The 26,258-nt window shown below is 56.5% G+C and carries 19 protein-coding genes and 1 pseudogene; 12 read left to right on the top strand and 8 right to left on the bottom strand.

What is annotated here, in order from left to right; all coding sequences use genetic code 11:
* Positions 1–28: 28 nt before the first annotated feature.
* Positions 29–559, bottom strand: a complete 531-nt coding sequence (gene thpR, locus OGX80_RS01005; RefSeq protein ID WP_047458852.1) for an RNA 2',3'-cyclic phosphodiesterase — start codon at positions 557–559, stop codon at positions 29–31.
* 73 nt (positions 560–632) lie between these two features.
* On the opposite strand from thpR, the gene hrpB reads away from it, so the two are divergent.
* From hrpB to fhuB, 6 genes are all read left to right on the top strand, one after another.
* The gene (gene hrpB, locus OGX80_RS01000; RefSeq protein ID WP_181899090.1) at positions 633–3,062 is read left to right on the top strand and encodes an ATP-dependent helicase HrpB; all 2,430 of its coding nucleotides are present in this window, start codon (positions 633–635) and stop codon (positions 3,060–3,062) included.
* A 170-nt stretch (positions 3,063–3,232) separates the two neighbouring features.
* The gene (mrcB, locus tag OGX80_RS00995) at positions 3,233–5,773 is read left to right on the top strand and encodes a bifunctional glycosyl transferase/transpeptidase (protein WP_012134009.1); all 2,541 of its coding nucleotides are present in this window, start codon (positions 3,233–3,235) and stop codon (positions 5,771–5,773) included.
* 288 nt (positions 5,774–6,061) lie between these two features.
* Positions 6,062–8,236, top strand: coding sequence for a ferrichrome porin FhuA (gene fhuA / locus OGX80_RS00990; protein ID WP_286471076.1), 2,175 nt, complete (start codon positions 6,062–6,064; stop codon positions 8,234–8,236).
* A gap of 48 nt (positions 8,237–8,284) precedes the next feature.
* Entirely contained in the window at positions 8,285–9,082 is a 798-nt protein-coding gene (gene fhuC, locus OGX80_RS00985) for a Fe3+-hydroxamate ABC transporter ATP-binding protein FhuC (protein WP_115181977.1), read from the top strand.
* Positions 9,082–9,972: a Fe(3+)-hydroxamate ABC transporter substrate-binding protein FhuD gene (fhuD, locus tag OGX80_RS00980; RefSeq protein ID WP_233644204.1), complete on the top strand. Its 891-nt coding sequence runs from the start codon at positions 9,082–9,084 to the stop codon at positions 9,970–9,972. Before fhuC ends, fhuD begins: the two co-directional genes overlap by 1 nt.
* Positions 9,969–11,951, top strand: a complete 1,983-nt coding sequence (gene fhuB / locus OGX80_RS00975; protein ID WP_012134005.1) for a Fe(3+)-hydroxamate ABC transporter permease FhuB — start codon at positions 9,969–9,971, stop codon at positions 11,949–11,951. Before fhuD ends, fhuB begins: the two co-directional genes overlap by 4 nt.
* Positions 11,952–12,021: 70 nt before the next feature.
* On the opposite strand, the gene hemL is transcribed toward fhuB, so the two are convergent.
* Entirely contained in the window at positions 12,022–13,302 is a 1,281-nt protein-coding gene (gene hemL, locus OGX80_RS00970) for a glutamate-1-semialdehyde 2,1-aminomutase (protein ID WP_049011622.1), read from the bottom strand.
* Positions 13,303–13,472: 170 nt separating this feature from the next.
* Between hemL and clcA the strand changes: the two genes are divergently transcribed.
* The 3 genes and pseudogenes from clcA to erpA all read left to right on the top strand — a co-directional run bounded on the left by clcA (position 13,473) and on the right by erpA (position 15,319).
* Positions 13,473–14,894 carry a H(+)/Cl(-) exchange transporter ClcA gene (clcA, locus tag OGX80_RS00965; protein ID WP_115181976.1) on the top strand — a complete coding sequence of 474 codons (1,422 nt, stop codon included), beginning with the start codon at positions 13,473–13,475 and terminating at the stop codon, positions 14,892–14,894.
* A 28-nt stretch (positions 14,895–14,922) separates the two neighbouring features.
* Positions 14,923–14,982, top strand: a pseudogene (gene yadW, locus OGX80_RS00960) (small protein YadW).
* Positions 14,975–15,319, top strand: coding sequence for an iron-sulfur cluster insertion protein ErpA (gene erpA / locus OGX80_RS00955; protein ID WP_012134001.1), 345 nt, complete (start codon positions 14,975–14,977; stop codon positions 15,317–15,319). Before yadW ends, erpA begins: the two are co-directional and overlap by 8 nt.
* Positions 15,320–15,424: 105 nt before the next feature.
* On the opposite strand, the gene OGX80_RS00950 is transcribed toward erpA, so the two are convergent.
* The 3 genes from OGX80_RS00950 to mtnN are packed head-to-tail and all read right to left on the bottom strand — an operon-like array spanning position 15,425 to position 17,576.
* Positions 15,425–16,048 (bottom strand): TRIC cation channel family protein, encoded by a 624-nt coding sequence (locus OGX80_RS00950; RefSeq protein WP_012134000.1) that lies wholly within the window; start codon positions 16,046–16,048, stop codon positions 15,425–15,427.
* A 36-nt stretch (positions 16,049–16,084) separates the two neighbouring features.
* Positions 16,085–16,885, bottom strand: a complete 801-nt coding sequence (btuF, locus tag OGX80_RS00945) for a vitamin B12 ABC transporter substrate-binding protein BtuF (RefSeq protein WP_115181975.1) — start codon at positions 16,883–16,885, stop codon at positions 16,085–16,087.
* A complete protein-coding gene (gene mtnN / locus OGX80_RS00940; RefSeq protein WP_012133998.1) occupies positions 16,878–17,576 on the bottom strand; it encodes a 5'-methylthioadenosine/S-adenosylhomocysteine nucleosidase in 699 nt (232 codons plus the stop codon). The genes btuF and mtnN overlap by 8 nt, the downstream gene beginning before the upstream one ends.
* An 83-nt stretch (positions 17,577–17,659) precedes the next feature.
* Here mtnN and dgt point away from each other — a divergent pair, with 83 nt between their 5' ends.
* From dgt to cdaR, 3 genes are all read left to right on the top strand, one after another.
* Positions 17,660–19,174: a dGTPase gene (gene dgt, locus OGX80_RS00935; protein ID WP_012133997.1), complete on the top strand. Its 1,515-nt coding sequence runs from the start codon at positions 17,660–17,662 to the stop codon at positions 19,172–19,174.
* Between the two features lie 132 nt (positions 19,175–19,306).
* Positions 19,307–20,728 carry a serine endoprotease DegP gene (degP, locus tag OGX80_RS00930; protein ID WP_012133996.1) on the top strand — a complete coding sequence of 474 codons (1,422 nt, stop codon included), beginning with the start codon at positions 19,307–19,309 and terminating at the stop codon, positions 20,726–20,728.
* Positions 20,729–20,886: 158 nt separating this feature from the next.
* On the top strand, positions 20,887–22,044 hold the full coding sequence (gene cdaR / locus OGX80_RS00925; protein WP_049011619.1) for a DNA-binding transcriptional regulator CdaR: 1,158 nt from the start codon (positions 20,887–20,889) through the stop codon (positions 22,042–22,044).
* A gap of 90 nt (positions 22,045–22,134) precedes the next feature.
* On the opposite strand, the gene OGX80_RS00920 is transcribed toward cdaR, so the two are convergent.
* The 3 genes from OGX80_RS00920 to glnD form a co-directional block, all read right to left on the bottom strand.
* Positions 22,135–22,521 (bottom strand): DUF3461 family protein, encoded by a 387-nt coding sequence (locus OGX80_RS00920; protein WP_024130689.1) that lies wholly within the window; start codon positions 22,519–22,521, stop codon positions 22,135–22,137.
* 109 nt (positions 22,522–22,630) lie between these two features.
* Positions 22,631–23,455 carry a 2,3,4,5-tetrahydropyridine-2,6-dicarboxylate N-succinyltransferase gene (gene dapD, locus OGX80_RS00915; protein WP_012133993.1) on the bottom strand — a complete coding sequence of 275 codons (825 nt, stop codon included), beginning with the start codon at positions 23,453–23,455 and terminating at the stop codon, positions 22,631–22,633.
* A gap of 30 nt (positions 23,456–23,485) precedes the next feature.
* A complete protein-coding gene (gene glnD, locus OGX80_RS00910; protein ID WP_047458818.1) occupies positions 23,486–26,158 on the bottom strand; it encodes a bifunctional uridylyltransferase/uridylyl-removing protein GlnD in 2,673 nt (890 codons plus the stop codon).
* Positions 26,159–26,258 lie beyond the last annotated feature (100 nt).

The following is a 26,258-nucleotide window of genomic DNA, read 5'->3' as shown; positions in this document are numbered from 1 at the left end:
TCCTTAAAGCCTGCTTTTGCAGACTATTTTATTCGGCAAGCGTCCAGCGCTGTAGTTGTGTGTAACGTGTGCGGCCGCGTTCGAACGACGAGGCATAAAGCGCAAATTCATTGACCGGAAACGACCAGCAAAAACCCGGCGCTGGAATGGCGACCGCATGGCTGGCGTCGCGCAGCAGCGTAATATGCGGATGAAAAGGCTGTGGGCTTTGATAACAACCGCTGCGCGCCGCCTGGGCGCGTAACATGTTCGCCAGTTGCAGCAGCCCGCGCGGCGGCTGTCGCATCCCCAGCCAGACGACCCGCGAACGTAGCCACTGGCCCGCGTCATCCAGCCTGAGCGTAAAGCCCGGCTGACGGATGCGTCCGGCAAGCTGTGATAACGCCTGTTGTTTGCTCGCGCTCACCTCGCCTAAAAACGCCAGCGTCAGGTGCAAATTCGCTGCGGCGACCGGCCTGCCGTCGTCCGGGGAAAAATGACCGGCGCGCCAGGCGATGATCTGCTCACGAACCTCGTCGGGCAATTCAATGGCAAAGAACAGCCTTTTCGGCTCAGACATGATGGGTACTCGGTTATGAATTAACGCGATGCTACAATGCAGCGCGAAGAATGTTAACCCTCTGGAGCCATTTGTGACGTCGTTGCCCGTTGCCGCCGTACTGCCCGAATTACTTGCCGTGCTTGAAAGCGCGCCCCAGGTTTTGCTCACCGCCCCAACCGGCGCGGGGAAATCGACCTGGCTGCCGTTGCAGTTTCTGACGCATAAAGGCATTCAGGGGCGGATTATCCTGCTGGAACCGCGCCGCCTGGCGGCACGCAATGTGGCGCAGCGGCTGGCGGAACTCCTGAACGAGAAGCCCGGCGAAACGGTCGGTTATCGGATGCGCGCGCAAAGCTGTGTTGGCCCGCAGACGCGGCTTGAAGTGGTGACGGAAGGGGTGCTGACAAGAATGATCCAGCGCGATCCCGAGCTGAACGGCGTCGGGCTGGTGATCCTTGATGAATTTCATGAGCGCAGTTTGCAGGCGGATCTGGCGCTGGCCCTGCTGCTGGACGTGCAGCAAGGGCTGCGTGACGATCTGAAACTGCTGATCATGTCTGCGACGCTGGACAACGGGAAGCTGCAACAGCGCCTTCCTGATGCGCCGCAGGTGGTGTCTGAGGGGCGTGCCTGGCCCGTTGAGCGTCGCTACCAGTCACTTCCGGCCCAACTGCGTTTTGATGAGGCGGTGGCCATCGCCACGGCAGATTTGCTGCGTCACGAAACCGGCTCTCTGCTGCTGTTTTTACCGGGCGTTGGGGAAATTCTGCGCGTACAGGAACACCTGGCCGCGCGCGTGGCGGATGATGTGCTGTTATGCCCGCTGTATGGCGCGTTGTCTCTGGAGGCGCAGCGTAAAGCGATACTGCCTGCGCCGCGCGGGATGCGCAAAGTCGTGCTGGCGACCAATATTGCCGAAACCAGTTTAACCATCGAGGGTATCCGTCTGGTGGTGGACAGCGCGCAGGAGCGCGTGGCGCGCTATGACGTGCGAACCGGCCTGACGCGGCTGATTACCCAGCGCGTCAGCCAGGCCTCCATGACGCAGCGAGCCGGACGCGCCGGGCGTCTGGAACCGGGCGTGTGTGTTCACCTGCTGGCGAAAGAGCAGGCGGAAAGGGCGGCGGCGCAAAGCGAGCCGGAGATTTTACAAAGCGATCTGTCCGGTTTATTGCTGGAGCTGCTGCAATGGGGATGCAGCGATCCCGCGCAGCTCAACTGGCTGGACCTTCCCCCGGCCGCCAACGTGCAGGCAGCCCGGCGGCTGTTGCAGATGCTGAATGCGCTGGATGGTGAGCGGCTGAGCGCGACGGGGCAGAAAATGGCGCGGCTTGGCAACGACCCCCGTCTGGCGGCGATGCTGGTCAGCGCCGGCAATGACAGTGAAAAGGCGACGGCGGCGAAACTGGCGGCGATTCTGGAGGAGCCGCCGCGCGCGGGCAATACCGACCTCAGCGTGGCGTTTTCGCGCCAGCAACCGGGCTGGCAGCAGCGTAGCCAGCAGCTCCTGAAACGGCTCAACGGGCGAGGCTGCGAGGTGGACAGCACGATGCTGGCGCCGCTGCTTGCGCAGGCGTTTGCCGATCGTATCGCGCGTCGACGCGGTCAGGAAGGGCGCTATCAACTGGCGAATGGCATGGGCGCGGTGCTCGACGCCGATGACGCGCTGGGTCGCCATGAGTGGCTTATCGCACCGTTGCTGTTGCAGGGAAGCGCGTCGCCGGATGCCCGTATTCTGCTGGCTTTACCGCTGGATATCGAGGCGCTTATTCAGGCATGTCCGGCGTTGTTGCAGCAGTCCGACACGGTAGAGTGGGACGACGCGCAGGGAACGTTAAAGGCGCTGCGCCGAATGCGTATCGGGCAACTGACGGTAAAAGTTCAGCCGCTGGCTAAGCCTTCGGAAGAGGAACTGCACCAGGCGATGCTCAATGGCATTCGCGATAAAGGGCTAAGTGTGCTCAACTGGACGCCGGAGGCTGAACAGTTCCGCCTGCGTCTGCTGTGCGCGGCGCAATGGTTGCCGGAGTACGACTGGCCCGCCGTTGATGACGCTTCTCTTCTGGCGACGCTGGAAAGCTGGCTGCTGCCGCACATGACGGGCGTTCATACGCTGCGCGCCCTGAAAGCCCTGAATATTACCCAGGCGTTACGTGGCCTGCTGGACTGGTCTATGCTGCAACGTCTGGATAGTGAGCTGCCCGCGCATTACACTGTGCCGACGGGAAGCCGGATAGCCATTCGTTATCACGAAGATAACCCGCCAGCGCTGGCGGTCAGAATGCAGGAGATGTTTGGCGAAGCGAATACGCCTGCTATCGCGCAGGGGCGCGTGCCGCTGGTGCTGGAGTTGCTCTCACCGGCCCAACGCCCGCTACAGATTACGCGCGATTTAAGCGCGTTCTGGCAGGGAGCGTACCGCGAGGTACAAAAAGAGATGAAAGGGCGTTATCCCAAACATGTCTGGCCGGACGATCCGGCGAATACCGCGCCAACGCGGCGCACGAAGAAGTATTCATGACTGCCGGATGGCGCTGTGCTTATCAGGCCTGCTCGCTCAAATGTAGGCCGGATAAGGCGAAGCCGCCATCCGGCATAAACATGGCAGAAAATTGAGAGATTTCTTCTTCTGTCGACTGACGGAAGAACAGAGAATCGGGCCTTTGCGCCTGTATGTTGCGGAGAAAAAGCATGGCCGGGAATGACCGCGAGCCAATTGGACGCAAAGGGAAACCACCGCGTCCGGTGAAACAAAAGGTAAGCCGTCGTCGACTCAGAGATGAAGAGTACGACGACGATTATGATGATGACTATGAGGATGAAGAACCGATGCCGCGTAACGGTAAGGGCAAAGGGCGTAAGCCTCGTGGCAAGCGTGGCTGGCTCTGGCTACTGCTAAAACTGTCGATTGTTTTTGTCGTGCTGATTGCGATCTACGGCGTCTATCTGGATCAAAAAATCCGTAGCCGTATTGATGGCAAAGTCTGGCAGCTTCCTGCGGCGGTATATGGCCGGATGGTTAACCTTGAGCCGGAAATGCCCGTCAGCAAGAATGAAATGGTGAAATTGCTGGAGGCCACCCAGTACCGTCAGGTGACGAAAATGACGCGTCCCGGCGAGTTTACCGTGCAGGCGAACAGCATCGAGATGATCCGCCGTCCGTTTGACTTCCCGGACAGCAAAGAAGGGCAGGTGCGTGCGCGTCTGACCTTTGACGGCGGCCATCTGGATACGATCGTGAATATGGATAACAACCGCCAGTTTGGTTTCTTCCGTCTCGATCCGCGCTTGATTACCATGCTCTCTTCGCCGAACGGCGAACAGCGCCTGTTCGTGCCGCGCAGCGGTTTCCCGGATCTGCTGGTGGATACGCTGCTGGCGACGGAAGACCGTCATTTCTATGAGCACGATGGCGTTAGCCTGTATTCCATCGGTCGTGCGGTGCTGGCGAACCTTACCGCCGGGCGCACGGTTCAGGGGGCGAGTACGCTGACGCAACAGCTGGTGAAAAACCTGTTCCTCACCAGCGAACGCTCCTACTGGCGTAAAGCGAACGAAGCTTACATGGCGCTGCTGATGGATGCGCGCTACAGCAAGGACAGGATCCTTGAGCTGTACATGAACGAAGTCTATCTCGGCCAGAGCGGCGATAACGAGATTCGCGGCTTCCCGCTGGCGAGCCTGTACTACTTTGGCCGCCCGGTTGAAGAGTTGAGTCTCGATCAGCAAGCGCTGCTGGTGGGGATGGTGAAAGGGGCGTCAATCTACAACCCGTGGCGTAACCCGAAACTGGCGCTGGAGCGTCGTAATCTGGTACTGCGTCTGCTGCAACAACAGCAGGTGATCGACCAGGAGCTGTACGACATGCTGAGTGCGCGTCCGCTGGGCGTGCAGCCGCGCGGCGGGGTGATCTCGCCACAGCCAGCCTTTATGCAGATGGTGCGTCAGGAGTTGCAGGCGAAGCTCGGCGACAAAGTGAAAGACCTTTCTGGCGTGAAGATCTTCACCACTTTTGATTCCGTGGCGCAGGATGCGGCTGAAAAAGCGGCCGTTGAGGGCATTCCGGCGCTGAAGAAACAGCGCAATCTGAGCGATCTGGAAACCGCGATTGTGGTGGTAGACCGCTTCAGCGGCGAGGTGCGTGCGATGGTCGGCGGGGCGGAGCCGCAGTTCGCCGGGTACAACCGTGCGATGCAGGCGCGCCGTTCTATCGGCTCTCTGGCAAAACCGGCGACCTATCTGACGGCGTTAAGCCAGCCGAAGCTGTATCGCCTGAACACCTGGATTGCCGACGCGCCGATCGCGCTTCGTCAGCCGAACGGGCAGGTCTGGTCTCCGCAGAACGATGACCGTCGTTACAGCGAAAGTGGCAAAGTGATGCTGGTGGACGCGCTGACGCGCTCCATGAACGTGCCGACGGTGAATCTGGGGATGGCGCTGGGGCTTCCTGCCGTCACCGATACCTGGATGAAGCTGGGCGTGCCGAAAGATCAGCTGCATCCGGTTCCGGCCATGCTGCTGGGGGCGCTGAACCTGACGCCAATCGAAGTGGCGCAAGCGTTCCAGACCATCGCCAGCGGCGGCAACCGGGCGCCGTTGTCAGCATTGCGTTCGGTGATTGCGGAAGACGGTACGGTGCTGTATCAGAGCTTCCCGCAGGCTGAGCGCGCGGTTCCGGCGCAGGCGGCGTATATGACGTTGTGGACGATGCAGCAGGTTGTGCAGCGCGGCACCGGGCGTCAGCTGGGCGCGAAGTATCCGGGCCTGCATCTGGCGGGTAAAACCGGGACCACCAACAACAATGTCGATACCTGGTTTGCAGGGATTGATGGCAGCCAGGTGACGATTACCTGGGTGGGTCGCGATAATAACCAGCCGACGAAACTGTACGGCGCCAGCGGCGCGATGTCGATTTATCAGCGTTATCTGGCGAACCAAACGCCAACGCCGCTGACGCTGACGCCGCCGGAAGATGTGGTGGATATGGGCGTTGATTACGACGGTAATTTCGTCTGTAGCGGTGGAATGCGTGCGCTGCCGGTCTGGACGACCGACCCGGACGCGCTGTGCCAGCAGGGCGAAATGATGCAACAGCAGCAGCCGACCGGGAATCCGTTCGATCAGTCTTCTTCGCAGCAACAGCAGCCTCAACAGCAGCAACCGGCGCAGCAGGAGAAGAAAGACAGCGACGGCGTGGCGGGGTGGATCAAGGATATGTTTGGTAGTAACTAACCGTTGTGCCTGATGGCGCTGCGCTTATCAGGCCTACGGGACCAATAAACGCATTGGATCTTGTAGGCCGGATAAGGCGCGCCAGCGCCGCCATCCGGCAAATTTCCGCAGAATAACATTCCAGCCTAAATCATTAACCCTTCCTTTTCATCTGGTTATTTCTTAACCCCTTAGTTTTGATAGGGGCGCGTATTGCTTGCTATCGCGCCAACGTTTCGAATATTATGCTGCGGTCATAAGAATAATTCTCGTTTACGTTATCATTCACTTTTCATTAGAGATATACCAATGGCGCGTCTTAAAACTGCTCAGCCAAACTCTTCGCTGCGTAAAATCGCAGTCGTAGTAGCCACAGCGGTTAGCGGCATGTCTGTCTATGCACAGGCGGCGGTTGAACCGAAAGAAGAAACTATCACCGTAACCGCTGCACCTGCCCAGCAGGAAAGTGCCTGGGGGCCATCACCAACGATTGCGGCCAAACGATCCGCAACCACCACCAAGACCGATACCCCGATTGAGAAAACACCACAGTCTGTTTCGGTGGTGACTCGTGAAGAGATGGATATTCATCAGCCAGGCTCAGTAAAAGAGGCTTTGGCATATACTCCAGGGGCTGCCGCTTCAACACGCGGCGCTTCTACCACCTATGATTTTGTTATTATTCGTGGTTTTTACACGCCAGGCCCAACCCCGAACAATTACCTGGATGGCATCAAATTACAGGGTGACTACTACAGTTCTGCTGTTGTTGATCCCTATATGCTTGAACGTGTGGAATTGATGCGTGGACCGACGTCCGTTCTTTATGGAAAAAGTAATCCGGGCGGCTTGATCTCTATGGTAAGCAAAAGCCCGACGTCAGAGCCTTTAAAAGAAATTCAATTTAAAATGGGAACAGACAATCTGTTCCAGACTGGTTTTGATTTCAGCGATTCTCTGGATGATGATGGCGTCTATTCTTATCGCTTAACAGGGCTTGCTCGCTCAAACGATGAGCAACAGGATTTTGCGAAGCAGAAGCGTTATGCCATTGCTCCCGTGTTTAGCTGGAAACCGGATGAGAAAACAAACCTGACACTGCGTGCAAATATCCAGAATGAACCTTCAACGGGTTTTTATGGCTGGTTGCCGAAAGAGGGGACGGTAGAACCCTTACCTGACGGTTCTCGTATTCCAGTAAGTTTTACCGATGCTGCTCCTAACAATACCTATTCTCGCTACCAAAGAATGGTCGGGTATAGCTTTGAGCACAGTTTCGATGACACATTTACCGTGCGCCAAAATTTACGTTATAGCCAAATTAAGACATCTCAGCAAACAGTGTACGGTTTTGGTGCTGTTGGCAACCAACTGACCCGACAGAGTATTGTCGCGAATGAAAACTATAATGATTTTGGTGTAGATACACAGTTGGAAAGCAAGTTTGCTACAGGTGATGTGGCGCATACTCTGCTGACGGGTGTTGACTATTCTCGTCTGCGTAACGATATCGACAACGCTTATGGTACAGCGCCTCCGTTAGATATGAATAATCCTGTATATGAGGATGTCGTGTTCCCGGATGCGAAACCTTTCCAGTTAAATACTCAACATCAGACTGGCCTGTATGTTCAGGATCAACTGGAATGGGATAAATGGGTTGCAACTCTGGGAGGGCGTTATGATTGGTCTGAGCAGGCAACAACAATTCGTTCCAGCAACCAGAAAGTTGAACGTAACGATGAGCAATTTACCTGGCGTGCCGGGATAAATTATCTCTTCGATAATGGCATTACGCCATATTTCAGTTACAGCGAGTCTTTCGAACCGAACCCGTCTAAAGCCTGGGCTGCTACACCTGCGGACAACGTTGCTTATGCTCCCTCTAAAGGTAAGCAATATGAAGCTGGTGTGAAATATGTGCCGAAAGATCTGCCTGTTGTAGTCACTGCTGCTGTCTATGAACTGACCAAAACGAACAATCTGACTTCTGATCCAAGTAATCCGTTTGCTCAGGTTCCGGCAGGTGAAGTGCGTTCACGTGGCGTTGAGTTAGAAGCGAAAGCGGCAGTTAATGCGAACATTAATATGACAGCGTCTTATACGTATACGGATGCTGAATATACGGAAGACACAACGCTGAAAGGCAAAACCCCTGTTCAGGTGCCGAAACATATGGCTTCGCTTTGGGGCGACTATACCTTTTACGAAGGTTACCTTTCTGGCTTAACGCTGGGGACTGGTGGCCGTTTAGTTGGCTCCAGCTATGGCGATCCGGAGAACTCCTTTAAGGCCGGTAGTTCAACTGTGATGGATGCAGTTGTGAAATACGATCTGGCTCGTTTGGGGATGGCGGGTTCCAGTGTTGCAGTAAATGTAACAAACTTGCTTGATCGTGAATATGTCTCCAGCTGTTTTGCTACCTATGGCTGCTTCTGGGGCGCGGAGCGTCAGGTCGTTGCAACCGCAACCTTCCGTTTCTAATTTCTCTTTGGGCACGGTTCGCCGTGCCCGCTTTACAAGTTGGCCGCTATGCAGGAAAACATAACCCGTCCCGACACGACTTTCGCCCTACGTAATGTCTCCTTTCGTGTGCCTGGCCGCACGCTTCTGCATCCTCTTTCGCTGACCTTTCCGGTGGGTAAAGTTACCGGGCTTATTGGTCACAACGGCTCAGGTAAATCAACCTTACTGAAAATGCTGGGGCGGCATCAATCGCCGTCGGAAGGCGACGTGTTGCTCGACGATCAGCCATTGAACAGCTGGAACAGTAAAGCGTTTGCCCGCAAGGTCGCCTATCTGCCGCAGCAGCTTCCGCAGGCGGAAGGGATGACGGTGCGCGAGCTGGTGGCGATTGGGCGTTATCCGTGGCACGGCGCGCTGGGTCGTTTTGGCGTAACCGACAGAGAAAAAGTGGAAGAGGCGATTACGCTGGTGGGACTAAAACCACTGGCGCACCGTCTGGTGGACAGCCTCTCCGGCGGGGAACGTCAGCGGGCGTGGATCGCCATGCTGGTGGCCCAGGATAGCCGCTGTTTGCTACTCGACGAACCCACCTCCGCGCTGGATATCGCGCATCAGGTTGATGTGCTGGCGCTGGTGCACCGCTTAAGCCAGCAGCGTGGGCTGACGGTGATTGCCGTTTTGCACGATATCAACATGGCGGCCCGCTACTGTGATTATCTGGTGGCGCTGCGCGGTGGCGAAATGATTGCCCAGGGAACGCCAGCAGAGTTGATGCGTGGTGAAACGCTGGAGCTGATTTATGGCATCCCGATGGGAATTTTGCCGCATCCGGCTGGTGCCGCACCCGTGAGTTTTGTCTATTAATGAGCGGTTTACATTCTATTACCCGACGTCGATTGTTAACGGCGATGGCGCTTTCTCCTCTGCTCTGGCAAATGGGGCAAGCCCGGGCCGCAACCGTCGATCCTCATCGTATTGTCGCCCTGGAGTGGTTGCCGGTAGAGCTGCTGTTAGCGCTCGGCATCATGCCTTACGGCGTGGCGGATATTCCCAATTATCGCCTGTGGGTTAACGAGCCGGCATTGCCGGAGTCGGTCATTGACGTTGGGCTGCGTACCGAACCTAATCTGGAACTGCTGACCGAAATGAAGCCCTCATTTATGGTCTGGTCGGCAGGCTATGGCTCTTCGCCTGAAAAGCTGGCGCGTATCGCGCCGGGGCGCGGCTTTAGCTTCAGCGACGGCAAAAAGCCGTTAGCGGTAGCGCGTCAGTCGTTAATTGAAATGGCGCAACTGCTTAATCTTGAGTCTGCGGCCAGCCGCCATCTGGCGGAATACGATAGCTTTATCGACAGCCAGAAACCGCGCTTTGCCCGGCGTGGCGACCGGCCTCTGCTGCTGATGACGTTGCTCGATCCGCGCCATATGCTGGTTTTCGGCCCGAACTGCTTATTCCAGGAGACGCTGGACGCGTTCGGCATTCGCAATGCCTGGCAGGGGGAAACCAATTTCTGGGGCAGCACTGCGGTTGGTATCGACCGGCTGGCGGCCTATAAAGACGCTGACGTCCTCTGTTTTGATCACGGCAATAACCCGGATATGGCTGCGCTGATGGCGACGCCGCTGTGGCAGGCGATGCCGTTTGTGCGCGCCGGACGTTTTCAGCGCGTGCCTGCCGTCTGGTTTTATGGCGCGACGCTGTCGAGCATGCGTTTCGTGCGCATTCTGGATAATGCGCTGGGAGGTAAAGCGTGAGCCGACGTATTGCGCTATTTCCGGCGTTGCTGCTGGCGGTGTTATTTATCGCCGCTGCCTGGCTGACCTGGTTTAACTTCTCCATCGCATTGCCGCGCAGCCAGTGGCAGCAAGCGTTCTGGTCGCCGGATATCGACAGCATTGAGCAAATGATTTTCCACTATAGCCTGCTACCACGCCTGGCGATCGCCTTGCTGGTCGGGGCCGGACTTGGGCTGGTGGGCGTATTGTTCCAGCAGGTGCTGCGTAACCCGCTGGCGGAACCAACGACGCTCGGCGTGGCGACAGGGGCGCAGCTCGGGATTACTGTAACGACGCTATGGGCGATTCCCGGCGCGATGGCCACGCAATTTGCGGCGCTGGCAGGCGCGTGCGTGGTGGGGGCGCTGGTGTTTGGCGTCGCCTGGGGAAAACGCCTGTCACCGGTTACGCTGATTCTCGCCGGTCTGGTGGTGAGCCTGTATTGCGGGGCGATTAACCAGCTGATGGTGATTTTCCACCACGACCAGTTGCAAAGCATGTTCCTGTGGAGCACCGGAACGCTGACGCAAACCGACTGGAGCGGGGTGCAGAGGCTGTGGCCGCAGCTGCTGGGCGGTGTGATGCTCACTTTGCTATTGCTGCGTCCGATGACCCTGATGGGGCTGGATGACGGCGTGGCGCGCAATCTGGGGCTGGCCTTGTCGCTGGCGCGTCTGGCGGCTTTATCGCTGGCGATCGTGCTCAGCGCGATGCTGGTTAACGCCGTTGGGATTATCGGCTTTATCGGCCTGTTCGCCCCACTGCTGGCGAAAATGCTTGGCGCGCGTCGCTTACTGGCGCGCCTGATGCTGGCGCCGTTGATTGGCGCGCTGATCCTCTGGCTTTCCGATCAGACCATTTTGTGGCTGACCCGCGTCTGGATGGAGGTCTCCACGGGTTCCGTGACAGCGCTGATTGGCGCGCCGCTGTTGCTGTGGCTGCTGCCGCGTCTGCGCAGCATGAGCGCGCCGGCAATGAACGCCAATGACCGCGTAGCGGCGGAACGCCAGCATGTGCTGAGTTTTGCGCTGGCAGGCGGTGTCGTGCTGCTGTTAGCGGTGTTCGTGGCGCTCTCTTTTGGCCGTGACGCGCACGGCTGGAACTGGGCGAGCGGCGCGCTGCTGGATGAACTGATGCCCTGGCGCTGGCCGCGTATTCTGGCGGCATTGATTGCGGGCGTGATGCTGGCGGTGGCGGGGTGCATTATTCAACGCCTGACCGGAAACCCGATGGCCAGCCCGGAAGTGCTGGGGATCAGCTCCGGCGCGGCGTTCGGCGTGGTGCTGATGCTGTTCCTGGTGCCGGGTAACGCCTTTGGCTGGCTGCTGCCTGCCGGGAGCATCGGCGCGGCGGCGACGTTGCTGATCATCATGGTCGCGGCAGGACGCGGAGGCTTTTCTCCGCACCGTATGCTGCTGGCGGGGATGGCGCTCAGTACGGCGTTTACGATGCTGTTGATGATGTTACAGGCGAGCGGCGATCCGCGCATGGCGGGAGTGCTGACCTGGATTTCCGGTTCGACCTACAACGCGTCGGAAGAACAGGTGGTACGCACCGGCATTGTGATGGTGATTCTGTTGGCGATTACGCCGCTGTGTCGTCGCTGGTTAACCATTTTACCGCTGGGCGGTGAGACGGCGCGGGCGGTGGGTATCGCGTTGACGCCATCGCGTGTTGGGCTGTTGTTGCTGGCGGCCTGTCTGACGGCGACCGCGACGATGACCATTGGGCCGCTGAGCTTCGTTGGGCTGATGGCGCCGCATATCGCGCGGATGCTCGGTTTTCGCCGCACGATGCCGCATATGATTATGTCGGCGCTGGCGGGGGGAATACTGCTGGTTTTCGCCGACTGGTGCGGCAGAATGGTGTTGTTCCCGTATCAGATCCCGGCGGGATTGCTCTCGACGTTTATCGGCGCGCCGTATTTTATTTATCTGTTACGCAAGCAGAGCCGGTAATGGTGCTTTATCCGGCCTACGGCGCCATATGTAGGCCGGGTAAGCGTAAGCGCCACCCGGCAATGACGATTTACAGTTTCGCAAATACCCGACGTGCGGCATCGATGGTGTTGTTGATATCGTCCATGCTGTGCGCTACGGACATAAAGCCTGCCTCGAAGGCGGACGGCGCCAGGTAAACGCCTTCATCCAGCATCATGTGGAAGAAACGTTTGAAGCGCTCAACGTCGCATGCCATTACATCCTGATAGCAGTTTACGGATTCCGCGTCGGTAAAGAAGATGCCGAACATACCGCCGACGTGATTCACCACCAGTGGAATGTTGGCTTCCTGCGCGGCGTCCAGCAGGCCTTCTGCCAGTCGGGTCGTCAGTTCGTCCAGCGTCTCGTGAATCCCCGGCTGGGCGACTTCGGTCAGGCAGGCGAAACCCGCCGCCATGGCAATCGGGTTGCCGGAAAGCGTTCCCGCCTGGTAAACCGGGCCAGTCGGCGCCAGTGCGTCCATCACATCGCGGCGTCCGCCAAATGCGCCTACCGGCATACCGCCGCCGATGATTTTTCCCAGACAGGTCAGATCCGGCACTACGCCGTAATAATCCTGTGCGCCCGCCAGCGCCACGCGGAAACCGGTCATCACTTCGTCAATGATCAGCAGCGCGCCGAATTCGTCGCACAGAGCGCGCAGGCCCGGCAGGAATTCCGGCAGCGGAGGGATGCAGTTCATATTGCCCGCCACCGGCTCGACGATAATACAGGCAATCTCTTGCGGATATTGCTCGAACGCCGCGCGTACAGAGGCCAGATCGTTATAGGTGCAGGTCAGGGTATGTCTGGCGAAATCAGCCGGAACGCCCGGTGAGTTCGGCTGGCCCAGCGTCAGTGCGCCGGAACCCGCTTTCACCAGCAGGCAGTCGGCGTGGCCGTGGTAGCAGCCTTCAAATTTGATGATCTTGTCGCGACCGGTGAAGCCGCGCGCCAGGCGAATCGCACTCATTGTGGCTTCGGTGCCGGAGTTTACCATCCGCACCATGTCCATAGTCGGCACCAGTTCGGTGACCAGCTCCGCCATTTTAACTTCCATCTCGGTCGGCGCGCCGAAGCTCAGCCCGCGCGCAGCGGCTTCAATCACTGCATTACGGATGGCGGGGTGGTTATGGCCCAGTACCATCGGACCCCAGGAGCCGACGTAATCGATGTACGCTTTGCCATCGACATCATACAGATACGCGCCGTCTGCTTTTTCGATAAACAGCGGGGTGCCGCCCACGCCAGTGAAGGCGCGAACAGGGGAGTTGACGCCGCCGGGGATAAGCTCGCGCGCTGCGCTGTAGAGGTTTTCAGACTTGCTCATGGATGGGGTTCCTGGTTCGTAGAAAAAGTGAATGCCCTTTATTCTAAGTTATTCACAGAAGGTTATGAACATTTTGCGCATTTGAAACATGACGATTTACAGGGGATTTTCCCGAAACAGGCAGGTACAATGCCGCTTCTGTATTTGTATTACCAATTAATGATCATCTGATGAACACAGACACTCCCACTTTCGAAGCACAGCAAGTTGTGCGCTTACGGCGCGGGGATCTGATCCGCAGACTACTTCAGCGGGATAAAACGCCGCTGGCCATCTTATTCACGGCGGCGGTGGTCGGCACCGTCACGGGTCTTATTGGCGTTGCGTTTGAGAAAGCCGTGACCTGGGTGCAGAACTTACGTATCGGCGCGCTCGTTCAGACGGCCGATTACGCGATTCTGGTCTGGCCGCTGGCCTTTATCCTCTCTGCGCTGCTGGCGATGGTCGGTTATTTTCTGGTGCGTAAGTTTGCGCCGGAAGCCGGTGGGTCGGGCATCCCGGAAATAGAAGGCGCGCTGGAAGAGTTGCGTCCTGTTCGCTGGTGGCGCGTGCTGCCGGTGAAATTTGTGGGCGGTATGGGAACGCTGGGCGCTGGCATGGTGCTGGGGCGGGAAGGGCCGACGGTACAAATCGGGGGCAATATCGGGCGGATGGTGCTGGACCTCTTCCGTATGCGTAGCGCCGAGGCGCGTCACACCTTACTGGCAACCGGTGCGGCCGCAGGGTTATCGGCAGCCTTTAACGCGCCGCTGGCGGGGATCTTATTTATCATCGAAGAGATGCGCCCGCAGTTTCGCTACAATTTAATTTCGATCAAAGCCGTGTTTACGGGCGTGATCATGTCGAGCATTGTGTTTCGTATTTTTAACGGTGAAGCGCCGATTATTGAGGTCGGGAAGCTCTCAAACGCACCGGTTAATACGCTATGGTTATATTTAATCCTCGGCATGATTTTTGGCTGCGTCGGGCCGCTGTTCAATCACCTGGTATTACGCACTCAGGATATGTTCCAGCGTTTTCACGGCGGCGAAATCAAAAAGTGGGTTCTGATGGGCGGCGCGATCGGCGGCCTGTGCGGTATTCTCGGCTTAATTGAGCCGGAAGCGGCGGGCGGTGGATTTAATTTGATCCCCATTGCGGCGGCGGGGAATTACAGCGTAGGCCTGCTGCTGTTTATTTTTATCGCCCGCGTCCTTACCACGCTGCTTTGTTTCTCATCCGGCGCGCCGGGCGGAATTTTTGCGCCAATGCTGGCGCTGGGGACGTTGCTCGGCACCGCATTTGGTATGGCGGCTACGGCGTGTTTTCCGCAGTACCATCTGGAAGCCGGAACATTCGCGATTGCCGGAATGGGCGCGTTGCTGGCGGCGTCGGTGCGTGCGCCTTTAACGGGGATCGTGTTAGTGCTGGAGATGACCGATAACTATCAGCTCATTTTGCCAATGATTATTACCTGTCTTGGCGCAACACTATTAGCACAATTTATGGGCGGAAAACCGCTATACTCCACCATCCTTGCGCGCACGCTGGCGAAACAGGATGCGGAGCAGGCGGCAAAAAGCCAGCGGTCGGTCGCTGGTGAGAATACTTGAATGAAATACCAGGGTATTAGATAATGCCATAACGATTGGGTTATAATTTGCCCAATTGCCAATGTCGTTTGGAGCAAAAAATGAGTGATGACGTAGCGCTGCCACTGCAATTTACTGAAGCAGCAGCCAAGAAAGTAAAAAGCCTGATCGCTGACGAAGATAACCCGAATCTGAAACTGCGCGTGTATATCACCGGCGGTGGTTGCAGCGGTTTCCAGTACGGTTTTACCTTTGATGATCAGGTGAACGAAGGTGATATGACCATCGAGAAGCAGGGTGTTGGCCTGGTGGTTGACCCGATGAGCCTGCAATATCTGGTAGGCGGCGCTGTCGATTACACCGAAGGTCTGGAAGGTTCCCGCTTTGTGGTCACCAACCCGAATGCGAAAAGCACCTGCGGGTGTGGTTCGTCCTTTAGTATCTGATGTATTGCCGGATGGCGACGCAGGGCGTCTTATCCGGCCTACGGTGCGTGTTGCTGCGTTCCTGAATGTAGGCCCGATAAGCGTCAGCGCCATCGGGCAGTGAAATCAACGCCCGTTCTCATCCAGAGCAAACGTCGGTAATTTTAAATGCCAACGAATTGCGGCCAGACGAATCATCAACGTCACAACCATCCCCATCATACTGGCGCTTTCCAGCGGCACGGAAAAGGTATAAAACGCCGTCGCATGCACGATGCCGCCGATAATACAGGCCGTGGCATAAATCTCCGTGCGTAAGATCATCGGCACTTCACGCGCCAGCACGTCGCGGATAATCCCGCCGCCGACGCCGGTAATCACGCCCATACAGATGGCGACCAGCGGGCCTGTTTCGGCAAGGAACGCCTTATTGACGCCAATACCGACGAACACCGCGAGGCCGACGGCATCCAGCACGGGAAGCATCCATTTAGGCAATCGTCTCGGCTGGCGCACCAGCAAAATGGTGAGCATGCTGGTGACCATCGCCACCACCAGGTCGGTCGGATCTTTGACCCAAAAGACGGGCCCGTTATCCAGCGCCATATCGCGGATCGTCCCGCCGCCCACTGCGGTCACGACGCCCAATACCAGTACGCCAAACGGGTCCATACGCAACTTTCCGGCCAGCAATACGCCAGAGATAGCAAAGACAGCTGTGCCTACAATATCCAGCCAATAGACGAGCATTATCGAATCCCCACTGAGAACCTGACTGCGCAGGTTCTATTCTACTTGTGAAAGCGCATTACAGAGTTGTTTTGCGGCGAGGATGATACGCGGGCTCGCGCGTTCAAACCAGTCACCATTCAGCGGTATAACCGGGATTTTTAGCTGATTTTGCCAGTATTGTTCGATTTTAGGAATTTCGCCCGCATCGCCGGTAACGACAATCGCCTGCGGATGTCGGGCCAGCACCTGCTCGCGGCTGACCTGCGGCCAGGGGACGCGACTGCCCGCAAAAATATTTTCTCCGCCGCAGACCTCCAGAACCTGGTGCTGGATGGAACCTTTTCCGCTGGTGAATAACGGATTTGCGCCAAACTGGAGAAAAACGCGTTTTTTCGGTTTATCAGCGTACTGCGACTTTAGCGCGGCATACTCGTCCAGCAGCGTTTGCGCCGCGCGTCTGGCTTTTTCTGGCTCAGGACTCCATGCGGCAAGCTGGCGCAGTGCGTCGGCGACCTGCTCAATGGTTACGGCATCCACCCACATGATTTTAATGCCCAGGGACGCCAGCTGGTTAACCTGCCGTTCAGCATTGCCCCCTCGCCAGGCGATGACCAGATCGGGTTTGAGCGCCACAATACGTTCCAGATTCATCCCTTGCCAGGTGGAGACTTCTTCGATGTTTTTTGCTTGCGGGGGATAGTCGGAATAACTGCTGACGCCAACGGGCGTGATCCCTGCGGCAAAGGCAAGTTCGGTGTTGGAAGGGGAGAGGGAAACGACGCGCGGTGCGGCGCAAAGCCACAACGGAAGGGCTAAAAGCAGGGCGGCCAGCGCCCTGGGGAATAATTTAGCCATGCGCCAGTTTCTGCACCAGCGTTTCAACCATCAGGCTGGACTGCTTCGCGGCTACGGCCAGGAATTCGTCAAAGCTGAGGTGGGATTGCTGATCGGCCACATCAGAGATGGCGCGAACTACCACGAAAGGCACGTTGAAGTTATGGCAGACATGCGCGATCGCGGTTGCTTCCATTTCCACGGCAATCGCCTGCGGGAAATTGTGGCGGATTTTCGCCAGGCCCACGGAGCCGTTAATGAAAGCGTCGCCGCTGACGATCAGTCCGCGAACCGCATTCAGGTTGAGTTTTGCGATGCAGGATTCCGCCGCCGCGATCAGCGCGTCGTCGGCTTTAAAACCTGCCGGGCAGCCAGGGAGCTGACCAAATTCATAACCAAACGCGGTAACGTCGGCGTCGTGATAACGCGCTTCATCGGAAACGACGATATCGCCGACTGTCAGCGTCGGGGCCAGACCGCCAGCGGAACCGGTATTAATAATGACATCCGGCTTGCAACGTTCCAGCAGCAACGTTGCGCCCAGCGCCGCCGCGACTTTACCGATGCCGGATTTCAGCAGCGCAATCTCGGTCCCGTTCAGTTGGCCGGTGTAAATTTCACAACCGCCCAGGGTGATCGTCTGACGGTTTTCGATTTTGTCACGCAGCAGCGTAACTTCTTCTTCCATTGCACCAATGATGCCGATTTTCATAGATTTACTCGCGATAAGCCAGATTTGAAGGCATAGTCTATCATGCGCTTAAGGGGAAGCGCATTTCTCAGGCGGGAGAGGACATGGCACAGATCGATTTCCGAAATAAAATTAACTGGCATCGTCGTTATCGTTCACCGCAGGGTGTGAAGACCGAACATGAGATCCTGCGGATCTTTGAAAGCGATCGTGGACGCATCATCAATTCCCCGGCGATCCGTCGGCTTCAGCAAAAAACGCAGGTCTTTCCACTGGAGCGTAATGCCGCCGTTCGGACGCGGTTGACGCATTCTATGGAGGTGCAGCAGGTCGGGCGTTATATCGCGAAAGAGATCCTGAGCCGGTTAAAAGAGTTAAAGCTGCTGGAACAATACGGTCTGGATGAACTGACCGGCCCCTTTGAGAGCATTGTGGAAATGTCCTGCCTGATGCATGACATTGGCAATCCGCCGTTTGGTCATTTCGGCGAGGCGGCGATCAATGACTGGTTTCGCCAGCGCCTGCATCCGGCGGATGCGGAAAGCCAGCCGCTTAGCGACGATCGCTGCGCGGTGGCGGCGCTGCGTCTGCGTGAAGGCGAGGAGTCTTTGAATGACATTCGTCGCAAGGTGCGCCAGGATTTATGTCATTTCGAGGGCAACGCGCAGGGCATCCGCCTGGTGCATACATTAATGCGCATGAATCTGACCTGGGCGCAGGTGGGCGGCATTTTAAAATACACTCGCCCGGCATGGTGGCGAGGAGAAACGCCCGCGACGCACCGTTATTTAATGAAGAAGCCGGGGTATTATCTCTCTGAAGCGCCGTATATTGAGAGGTTACGTAAAGAACTTGCGTTAGCGCCTTACAGCCGCTTCCCATTAACATGGATTATGGAGGCCGCCGATGATATCTCTTATTGCGTGGCCGATCTGGAAGATGCCGTCGAGAAAAGAATCTTCAGCGTTGAGCAGTTATATCACCATCTTTACGAAGCATGGGGACACCATGAAAAAGGGTCGCTGTTTACTCAGGTTGTTGAGAATGCCTGGGAAAAATCTCGCTCAAATTCGCTAAGTCGCAGTACGGAAGATCAGTTCTTTATGTATTTGCGCGTGAATACGCTAAATAAACTGGTGCCCTACGCGGCTCAGCGTTTTATTGATAACCTGCCGCAAATCTTTGACGGCAGTTTCAATCATGCGCTGCTGGAAGACGCCAGCAGCTTCAGCCAGTTGCTTGAGTTATATAAAAATGTGGCGATAAAACATGTGTTTAGCCACCCGGATGTTGAACAACTGGAATTACAGGGCTATCGCGTCATCAGCGGGTTATTAGAAATTTACCAACCGTTATTACGTATGTCCCTGGTCGATTTCAGGGAACTGGTTGAAAAAGAGCGGGTGAAGCGTTTTCCAATAGAATCTCGTTTATTCCAGAAGCTCTCTACGCGCCATCGCCTGGCTTACGTGGAGGCCGTCAGTAAATTATCGCCGGAGGCGCCGGAGTACCCCACGCTGGAATATTATTATCGCTGCCGTTTGATCCAGGATTATATCAGCGGGATGACGGATCTGTACGCCTGGGATGAATACCGGCGTCTGATGGCGGTTGAATAATAAATACGCTTTTGTAAAGATGAACAATAAATTTTTACTTTTTCCAGAAACTTTATTCTGGAACTTCGCGCTATAAAACGAATCTGACGTACACAGCAATTTTGCGTTATCTGTTAATCGAGATTGAAACACATGAAAAAAACCACATTAGCAATGAGTGCACTGGCTCTGAGTTTAGGTTTGGCGCTGTCCCCCCTGTCTGCAACGGCGGCTGAGACGGCGTCTTCGGCAACGACTGCCCAGCAGATGCCAAGTCTGGCACCGATGCTCGAAAAAGTGATGCCATCGGTGGTGAGTATCAACGTGGAAGGTAGCACAACCGTCAACACGCCGCGTATGCCGCGTAATTTCCAGCAGTTCTTTGGCGATGATTCGCCATTCTGCCAGGACGGTTCGCCGTTCCAGAGTTCTCCGTTCTGCCAGGGCGGGGGTCAGGGCGGCGGTCAGCAACAGAAATTTATGGCGCTGGGCTCCGGCGTCATTATTGATGCCGCAAAAGGTTATGTCGTCACCAACAACCATGTGGTGGATAACGCGACGGTCATCAAAGTTCAACTGAGCGATGGCCGTAAATTTGACGCCAAGGTCGTCGGTAAAGATCCGCGCTCTGATATCGCGCTGGTTCAAATTCAGGACCCGAAAAATCTGACGGCCATTAAGCTGGCGGATTCCGACGCGCTGCGCGTGGGGGATTATACCGTCGCTATCGGCAACCCGTTTGGTCTGGGTGAAACGGTGACTTCCGGTATCGTCTCCGCACTGGGCCGTAGCGGTCTGAACGCGGAAAACTACGAAAACTTTATCCAGACGGATGCCGCCATCAACCGTGGTAACTCCGGTGGCGCGCTGGTGAACCTGAACGGCGAACTGATCGGGATTAACACCGCGATTCTTGCGCCGGACGGCGGCAACATCGGTATTGGTTTTGCTATTCCCAGCAACATGGTGAAAAACCTGACCTCCCAGATGGTGGAGTATGGCCAGGTTAAACGCGGTGAGTTGGGTATCATGGGGACGGAGCTAAACTCTGAACTGGCGAAGGCGATGAAAGTCGATGCCCAGCGCGGCGCGTTTGTCAGCCAGGTGATGGCGAACTCTTCTGCGGCGAAAGCCGGTATTAAAGCCGGGGACGTGATCACGTCCCTGAACGGTAAGCCGATCAGCAGCTTTGCCGCGCTGCGCGCCCAGGTGGGTACGATGCCGGTAGGCAGCAAAATCAGCCTTGGCTTGCTGCGTGATGGCAAGCCGGTGACCGTCAACCTGGAACTGCAACAGAGCAGCCAGAATCAGGTTGATTCCAGCTCCATCTTCAATGGTATTGAAGGCGCGGAAATGAGCAACAAAGGCCAGGATAAAGGCGTTGTCGTCAGCAACGTGAAGCCGAATACGCCGGCTGCGCAGATTGGCCTGAAGAAAGGGGACGTGATTGTGGGAGCCAACCAGCAGGCGATTAAGAACATCGCTGAGCTGCGTAAAATCCTCGACAGCAAACCTTCTGTTCTGGCGCTGAATATTCAGCGCGGCGATAGCACCATCTATCTGCTGATGCAGTAATTTCCTCTCTTGCCCTTTTCCTGTCCGGGAAAAGGGCATTTCTCACATTCTGTGAGGCCCCCCACAACTCCATACTTCTCTGCTTTAGTTTGTGCAGATGCACAATGATGCAGGTTAGCATCTTCCCTATGCTTGAGCTCTGCTCACAGGAGGGGATTATGGCTGGCTGGCATCTTGATACCAAAATGGCACAGGATATTGTGGCGCGCACAATGCGCATCATCGATACCAATATCAACGTAATGGATGCCCGTGGGCGTATTATCGGTAGCGGCGATCGGGAGCGTATTGGTGAATTGCACGAAGGCGCGCTGTTGGTGCTGTCGCAGGGGCGCGTGGTCGATATTGATGATGCGGTGGCACGGCATCTCCACGGCGTGCGCCAGGGGATCAACCTGCCGTTGCGCCTGGAAGGGGAGATCGTCGGCGTTATTGGTTTAACCGGTGAGCCACAACACCTGCGAAAATACGGTGAGCTGGTCTGTATGACTGCCGAAATGATGCTGGAGCAGTCGCGGCTGATGCATCTGCTGGCCCAGGACAGCCGTCTGCGTGAAGAACTGGTGATGAACCTGATTCAGGCTGAGGAAAATACGCCAGCGTTGACGGAGTGGGCGCAGCGGCTGGGTATCGACCTGAACCAACCGCGTGTGGCTGCCGTGGTTGAAGTGGACAGCGGGCAGCTTGGCGTTGACAGCGCGATGGAGGAGTTGCAGCAACTGCAAAATGCGTTAACGACGCCTGAACGCAACAATTTGATTGCTATCGTTTCTTTGACGGAAATGGTTGTGCTGAAACCGGCGCTGAATCAGTTTGGGCGCTGGGATGCGGACGACCATCGCAAGCGTATTGAGCAGTTGATTGCCCGGATGAAAGAGAACGGGCAATTGCGCTTTCGGGTCGCACTGGGGAACTATTTTACCGGCCCGGGCAGTATCGCCCGCTCCTGGCGCACTGCGCGTACCACCATGATGGTGGGCAAGCAGCGTATGCCGGAGCAACGCAGCTACTTTTACCAGGATTTGATGCTGCCAGTGCTGCTGGACAGCCTGCGTGGTGGCTGGCAGGCCAATGAGCTGGCGCGCCCGCTCTCAAAGCTGAAAGCGATGGATAATAACGGGCTGTTACGCCGGACGCTGGCCGCGTGGTTTCGCCATAACGTGCAGCCGCTGGCAACGTCGAAGGCGCTCTTTATTCACCGTAATACGCTGGAATACCGTCTGAACCGCATCTCTGAGTTGACGGGGCTGGATTTGGGCAATTTTGACGATCGGCTGTTGCTGTATGTCGCGTTGCAACTGGACGAGCAGCATTGATTGCCTGATGGCGCGACGCTTATCAGGCCTACCGGGAGTTACCTGTAGGCCGGATAAGGCGTAACACGCCGCCATCCGGCAACACACAGCTTACTTACGCGTTAGTTTTTCCAGATCCGCTTCGATTTCGTTGATCTTGTTGGCGACTACGCTTTCCAGATGACGTAAATCATCCAGGATCTTACGTTTGAGATCGACTTCCGTGCGATCGCGCTGGCAGATCTGATCCAGTTCATCGATCACATAGCGCAGGTTAGGACTGATCTCCTGCACCTCTTTGTAACCTTGTCCGATACCATCGGCGACGACGGTTTTACGCTGGCGGGGATATTTGAACTTTACGCTTTTGGCAAAGAACTCGCCTCTATCCTTCTGGAAATAGATTTTCAGGATATCGTTGTTGGCTTCTTGCCGCAGGCTGTAACGATCGATTTCTTCAGGATTGGTAATGCCCAGACTTTTCAGATTGTCATACATAGCGGTACCCTTCATCTCAACATAACCTATGAATAATTAACGAAAAGTTCTCTTTCCGCCAGCCACAGATGTAAAAAAAGCGGGCTCAGCCCGCTTTTTCAAATCATTGTTAGTCGATGGTACGTAACAGCTCGTTGATCCCGACTTTGCCGCGCGTCTTCGCGTCAACTTTTTTCACGATGACCGCACAGTACAGGCTGTATTTGCCGTCTTTCGACGGCAGGTTGCCGGAAACCACAACGGAGCCTGCCGGTACGCGGCCATAATGGATTTCGCCCGTTTCGCGATCGTAAATACGGGTGCTTTGACCGATGTACACGCCCATAGAGATCACGGAACCTTCCTCAACGATCACCCCTTCAACCACTTCAGAACGCGCGCCGATGAAGCAGTTATCTTCGATGATTGTCGGGTTTGCCTGTAGCGGTTCCAGTACGCCGCCGATGCCGACGCCGCCGGACAGGTGTACGTTTTTACCAATCTGCGCGCAGGAACCTACGGTCGCCCAGGTATCTACCATCGTGCCTTCATCAACGAATGCGCCGATGTTTACGTAGGATGGCATCAGCACAGTGTTGCGTGCGATAAACGCGCCCTGACGCACAGCGGCAGGCGGCACTACGCGGAAGCCTTCTTTCTGGAAGCGCGCTTCGTCATAGTCGGCGAATTTCATCGGTACTTTATCGAAGTAGCGGCTTTCCGCACCGTCGATAACCTGGTTATCGTTAATACGGAAAGAGAGCAGAACCGCTTTCTTCAGCCACTGGTGAGTCACCCACTGGCCATCAATCTTTTCTGCCACACGCAGCGCACCGGAATCCAGCAGAGAAATGACCTGGTTAACCGCTTCGCGGGTCACGGTATCTACATTCGCCGGAGTGATGTCGGCACGGCGCTCGAAAGCGGACTCAATAACGTTCTGTAACTGCTGCATTGTTAAACTCTTTCCATATGAATAAACACACTACCCTTTATCGTTTGGATTGAGGGCCGCTGTCAACCGTTGATGCACTTCCTGCTGTAGCTCATTATTAAGGGCACGCCGGTCGGCTGTCGCGATTATGAATAAATCTTCTACTCGCTCGCCAATGGTTGTAATTCGGGCGCCATGAAGCGAAATTCCCAGATCGGCAAAAATTTGCCCGACCCGCGCCAGCAGGCCCGGCTGATCGAGAGCGATAAGTTCAAGGAACGATTTTCTGTCGGTGTGAGTAGGCAGAAAAGTGACCTCGGTATCGACGGTAAAGTGGCGCAGTTTGGCCGGCTGGCGACGCGGCTGCGGAGGCTGCCAGCTGCTCTGGGTAATCGCCTGCTCCAGTCCAAAACGGATGGCTTCGTGACGGTCGGCGGAGAGAGGGCTGCCGTCCGGCTCCAGCACAATAAAGGTATCCATCGCCATGCCGTCGCGGGTGGTGAAGATTTGCGCGTCATGAACGCTCAGATTGCGCCTGTCCAGCTCTGCGCAAACGGCGGCAAACAGATAAGGGCGATCAGGACTCCAGATGAAGATCTCCGTTCCGCCGCGCGTGGCCTGTGGGCTGACCAGAATCAGCGGTCGGGTCAGATCGTGCTGTAACAGATGACGCGCATGCCAGGCCAGCTGATTCGGACTATGGCGCACGAAATAGTTAGCGCGGCAGCGTGTCCAGATTTGATGCAGCGCCTCTTCGTTTATATTGTCCATTCGCAGCAGCGCCAGCGCCTGAAGCTGATGATGGCGCACGCGTTCGCGCATATCCGGCGTGTTTTGCATGCCGCGACGTAGCTGTTTTTCGGTGGCGAAGTACAGTTCGCGCAACAGGCTTTGCTTCCAGCTGTTCCACAGCGTTTCGTTAGTGGCGCAAATGTCAGCGACCGTCAGGCATACCAGGAAACGCAGGCGGTGTTCCGTTTGCACCTCTTCGGCGAACTGTTTGATGACCTCAGGGTCCTGGATATCGCGCCGCTGGGCGGTAACCGACATCAGCAGGTGCTGGCGTACCAGCCAGGCGACCAGTTGCGTTTCGCGTGAGTTCAGGCCGTGCAGTTCGGCAAATTTGAGCACGTCCTGCGCGCCGAGTACCGAGTGGTCGCCGCCGCGCCCTTTGGCGATATCATGGAACAGCGCCGCGATCAGGATCAGTTCCGGTTGCCGCAGGCGCGGCCAGAGATCGACGCACAGCGGATGGCGCTGGCGGGTCTCTTCTTTGGCGAAACTTTCCAGCTTCAGCATCACGCGAATAGTGTGCTCATCCACCGTGTAGGCATGGAACAGGTCGAACTGCATTTGGCCGACGATATGCGACCATTGCGGCATGTAAGCCCAAAGCACGCTGTGGCGATGCATTGGCAGCAAACCGCGGCTGACGGCGCCCGGATGACGCAGCATACTGAGAAACAGAGAGCGCGCTTCCGGGATGTAGCACAGCGGCTGGGTCAGGTGGCGGCGGGCATGGCGCAGATGGCGCAGCGTGGTGGAATAGATGCCAGTGATGGTGCTATTGCGCACCATCGTATAAAACATCCGCAGGATCGCTTCCGGTGAACGGATAAACAGATCGTCATCGCGCAGGTCGATCAGCGTGCCGCGCAGTTGAAACTCGTCATCAATCGGGCGCGGTTTTTCATCGGCGGGCAGGGCGAGGATCGCTTCATCAAACAGTTGCAATAGCATCTGGTTCAGTTCGCTGACCCGACGCGTGACCCGGAAATAGTCTTTCATCATGTGCTCAACCGGCTCGTTGCCTTCGCCAGTGTAGTTGAGCCGCTGGGCAACGCTGAGCTGCCTGTCGAACAGCAGGCGGTTGTCGTAACGGCTGACCACCAGGTGCAGCGCGAAGCGAATGCGCCACAAAATATGCAGGCACTCGTTTAGCTCGGCGCGTTCTGCCTGGGTTAAGAAGCCGAAGCCGACCATCTCATTGAGAGACGTTGCGCCGAAGTGACGGCGGGCCACCCATTGCAGGGTGTGGATATCACGCAGGCCGCCGGGGCTGCTTTTAATATCGGGTTCAAGGTTATAGCTGGTGCCGTGATAGCGCTGGTGGCGCTGGTTTTGCTCTTCGACTTTGGCGGCGAAAAATTTCTCCGACGGCCAGAAACCTTCACTGAAAATATGCTTTTGCAGCTCCAGAAAAAGCGCCACATCGCCGATCAGCAGACGTGTTTCAATCAGATTGGTGGCGACGGTTAAGTCCGACAGCCCTTCCAGCAGACACTCTTCCAGTGTGCGCACGCTATGCCCGACTTCCAGCTTCACATCCCACAGTAAGGTCAGCAGTTCCCCGACCTTTTGCGCCTGAGCGTCGGGCAGCTTTTTACGGCTCAGGATGAGCAGGTCAATGTCGGAAAGCGGATGCAGCTCGCCCCGGCCATAGCCGCCGACGGCCACCAGGGCCAGATCGGCAATTTGCCCGAATCCGGCGTCGATCCACAGTCGTTGCAGCAGCTGGTCGATAAATTCGGTGCGGGCTTCAATCAATTGCTCTGCGGAAATCCCGCTGTCAAAAGCGTCTCCCAGCCACTGCTGGAAAATATCAATGTGGGCTTTAATTCCGCTGACGGTAAGCTCGTCACGCGACCAGGCTCCCGGATTTTGCGGTTGGCCGGGTAGGGTGGGGAGAGCCGTATTCGCGTGCTGTTCAGGAAGAGTATTCATTATGCGCCACCCATTAAAAAGCCGGATGCGGCGTTAACGCCTTATCCGGCCTACGGGTAAACGCTGATTGTAGGCCTGATAAGCGGTAGCGCCATCAGGC

Source organism: Citrobacter sp. CK194, assembly GCF_030333395.1.
Taxonomy (GTDB): domain Bacteria; phylum Pseudomonadota; class Gammaproteobacteria; order Enterobacterales; family Enterobacteriaceae; genus Citrobacter_B; species Citrobacter_B koseri.
Note: the sequence above shows the minus strand (reverse complement) of the source record. Positions and strands in the feature narration are given on the sequence as shown.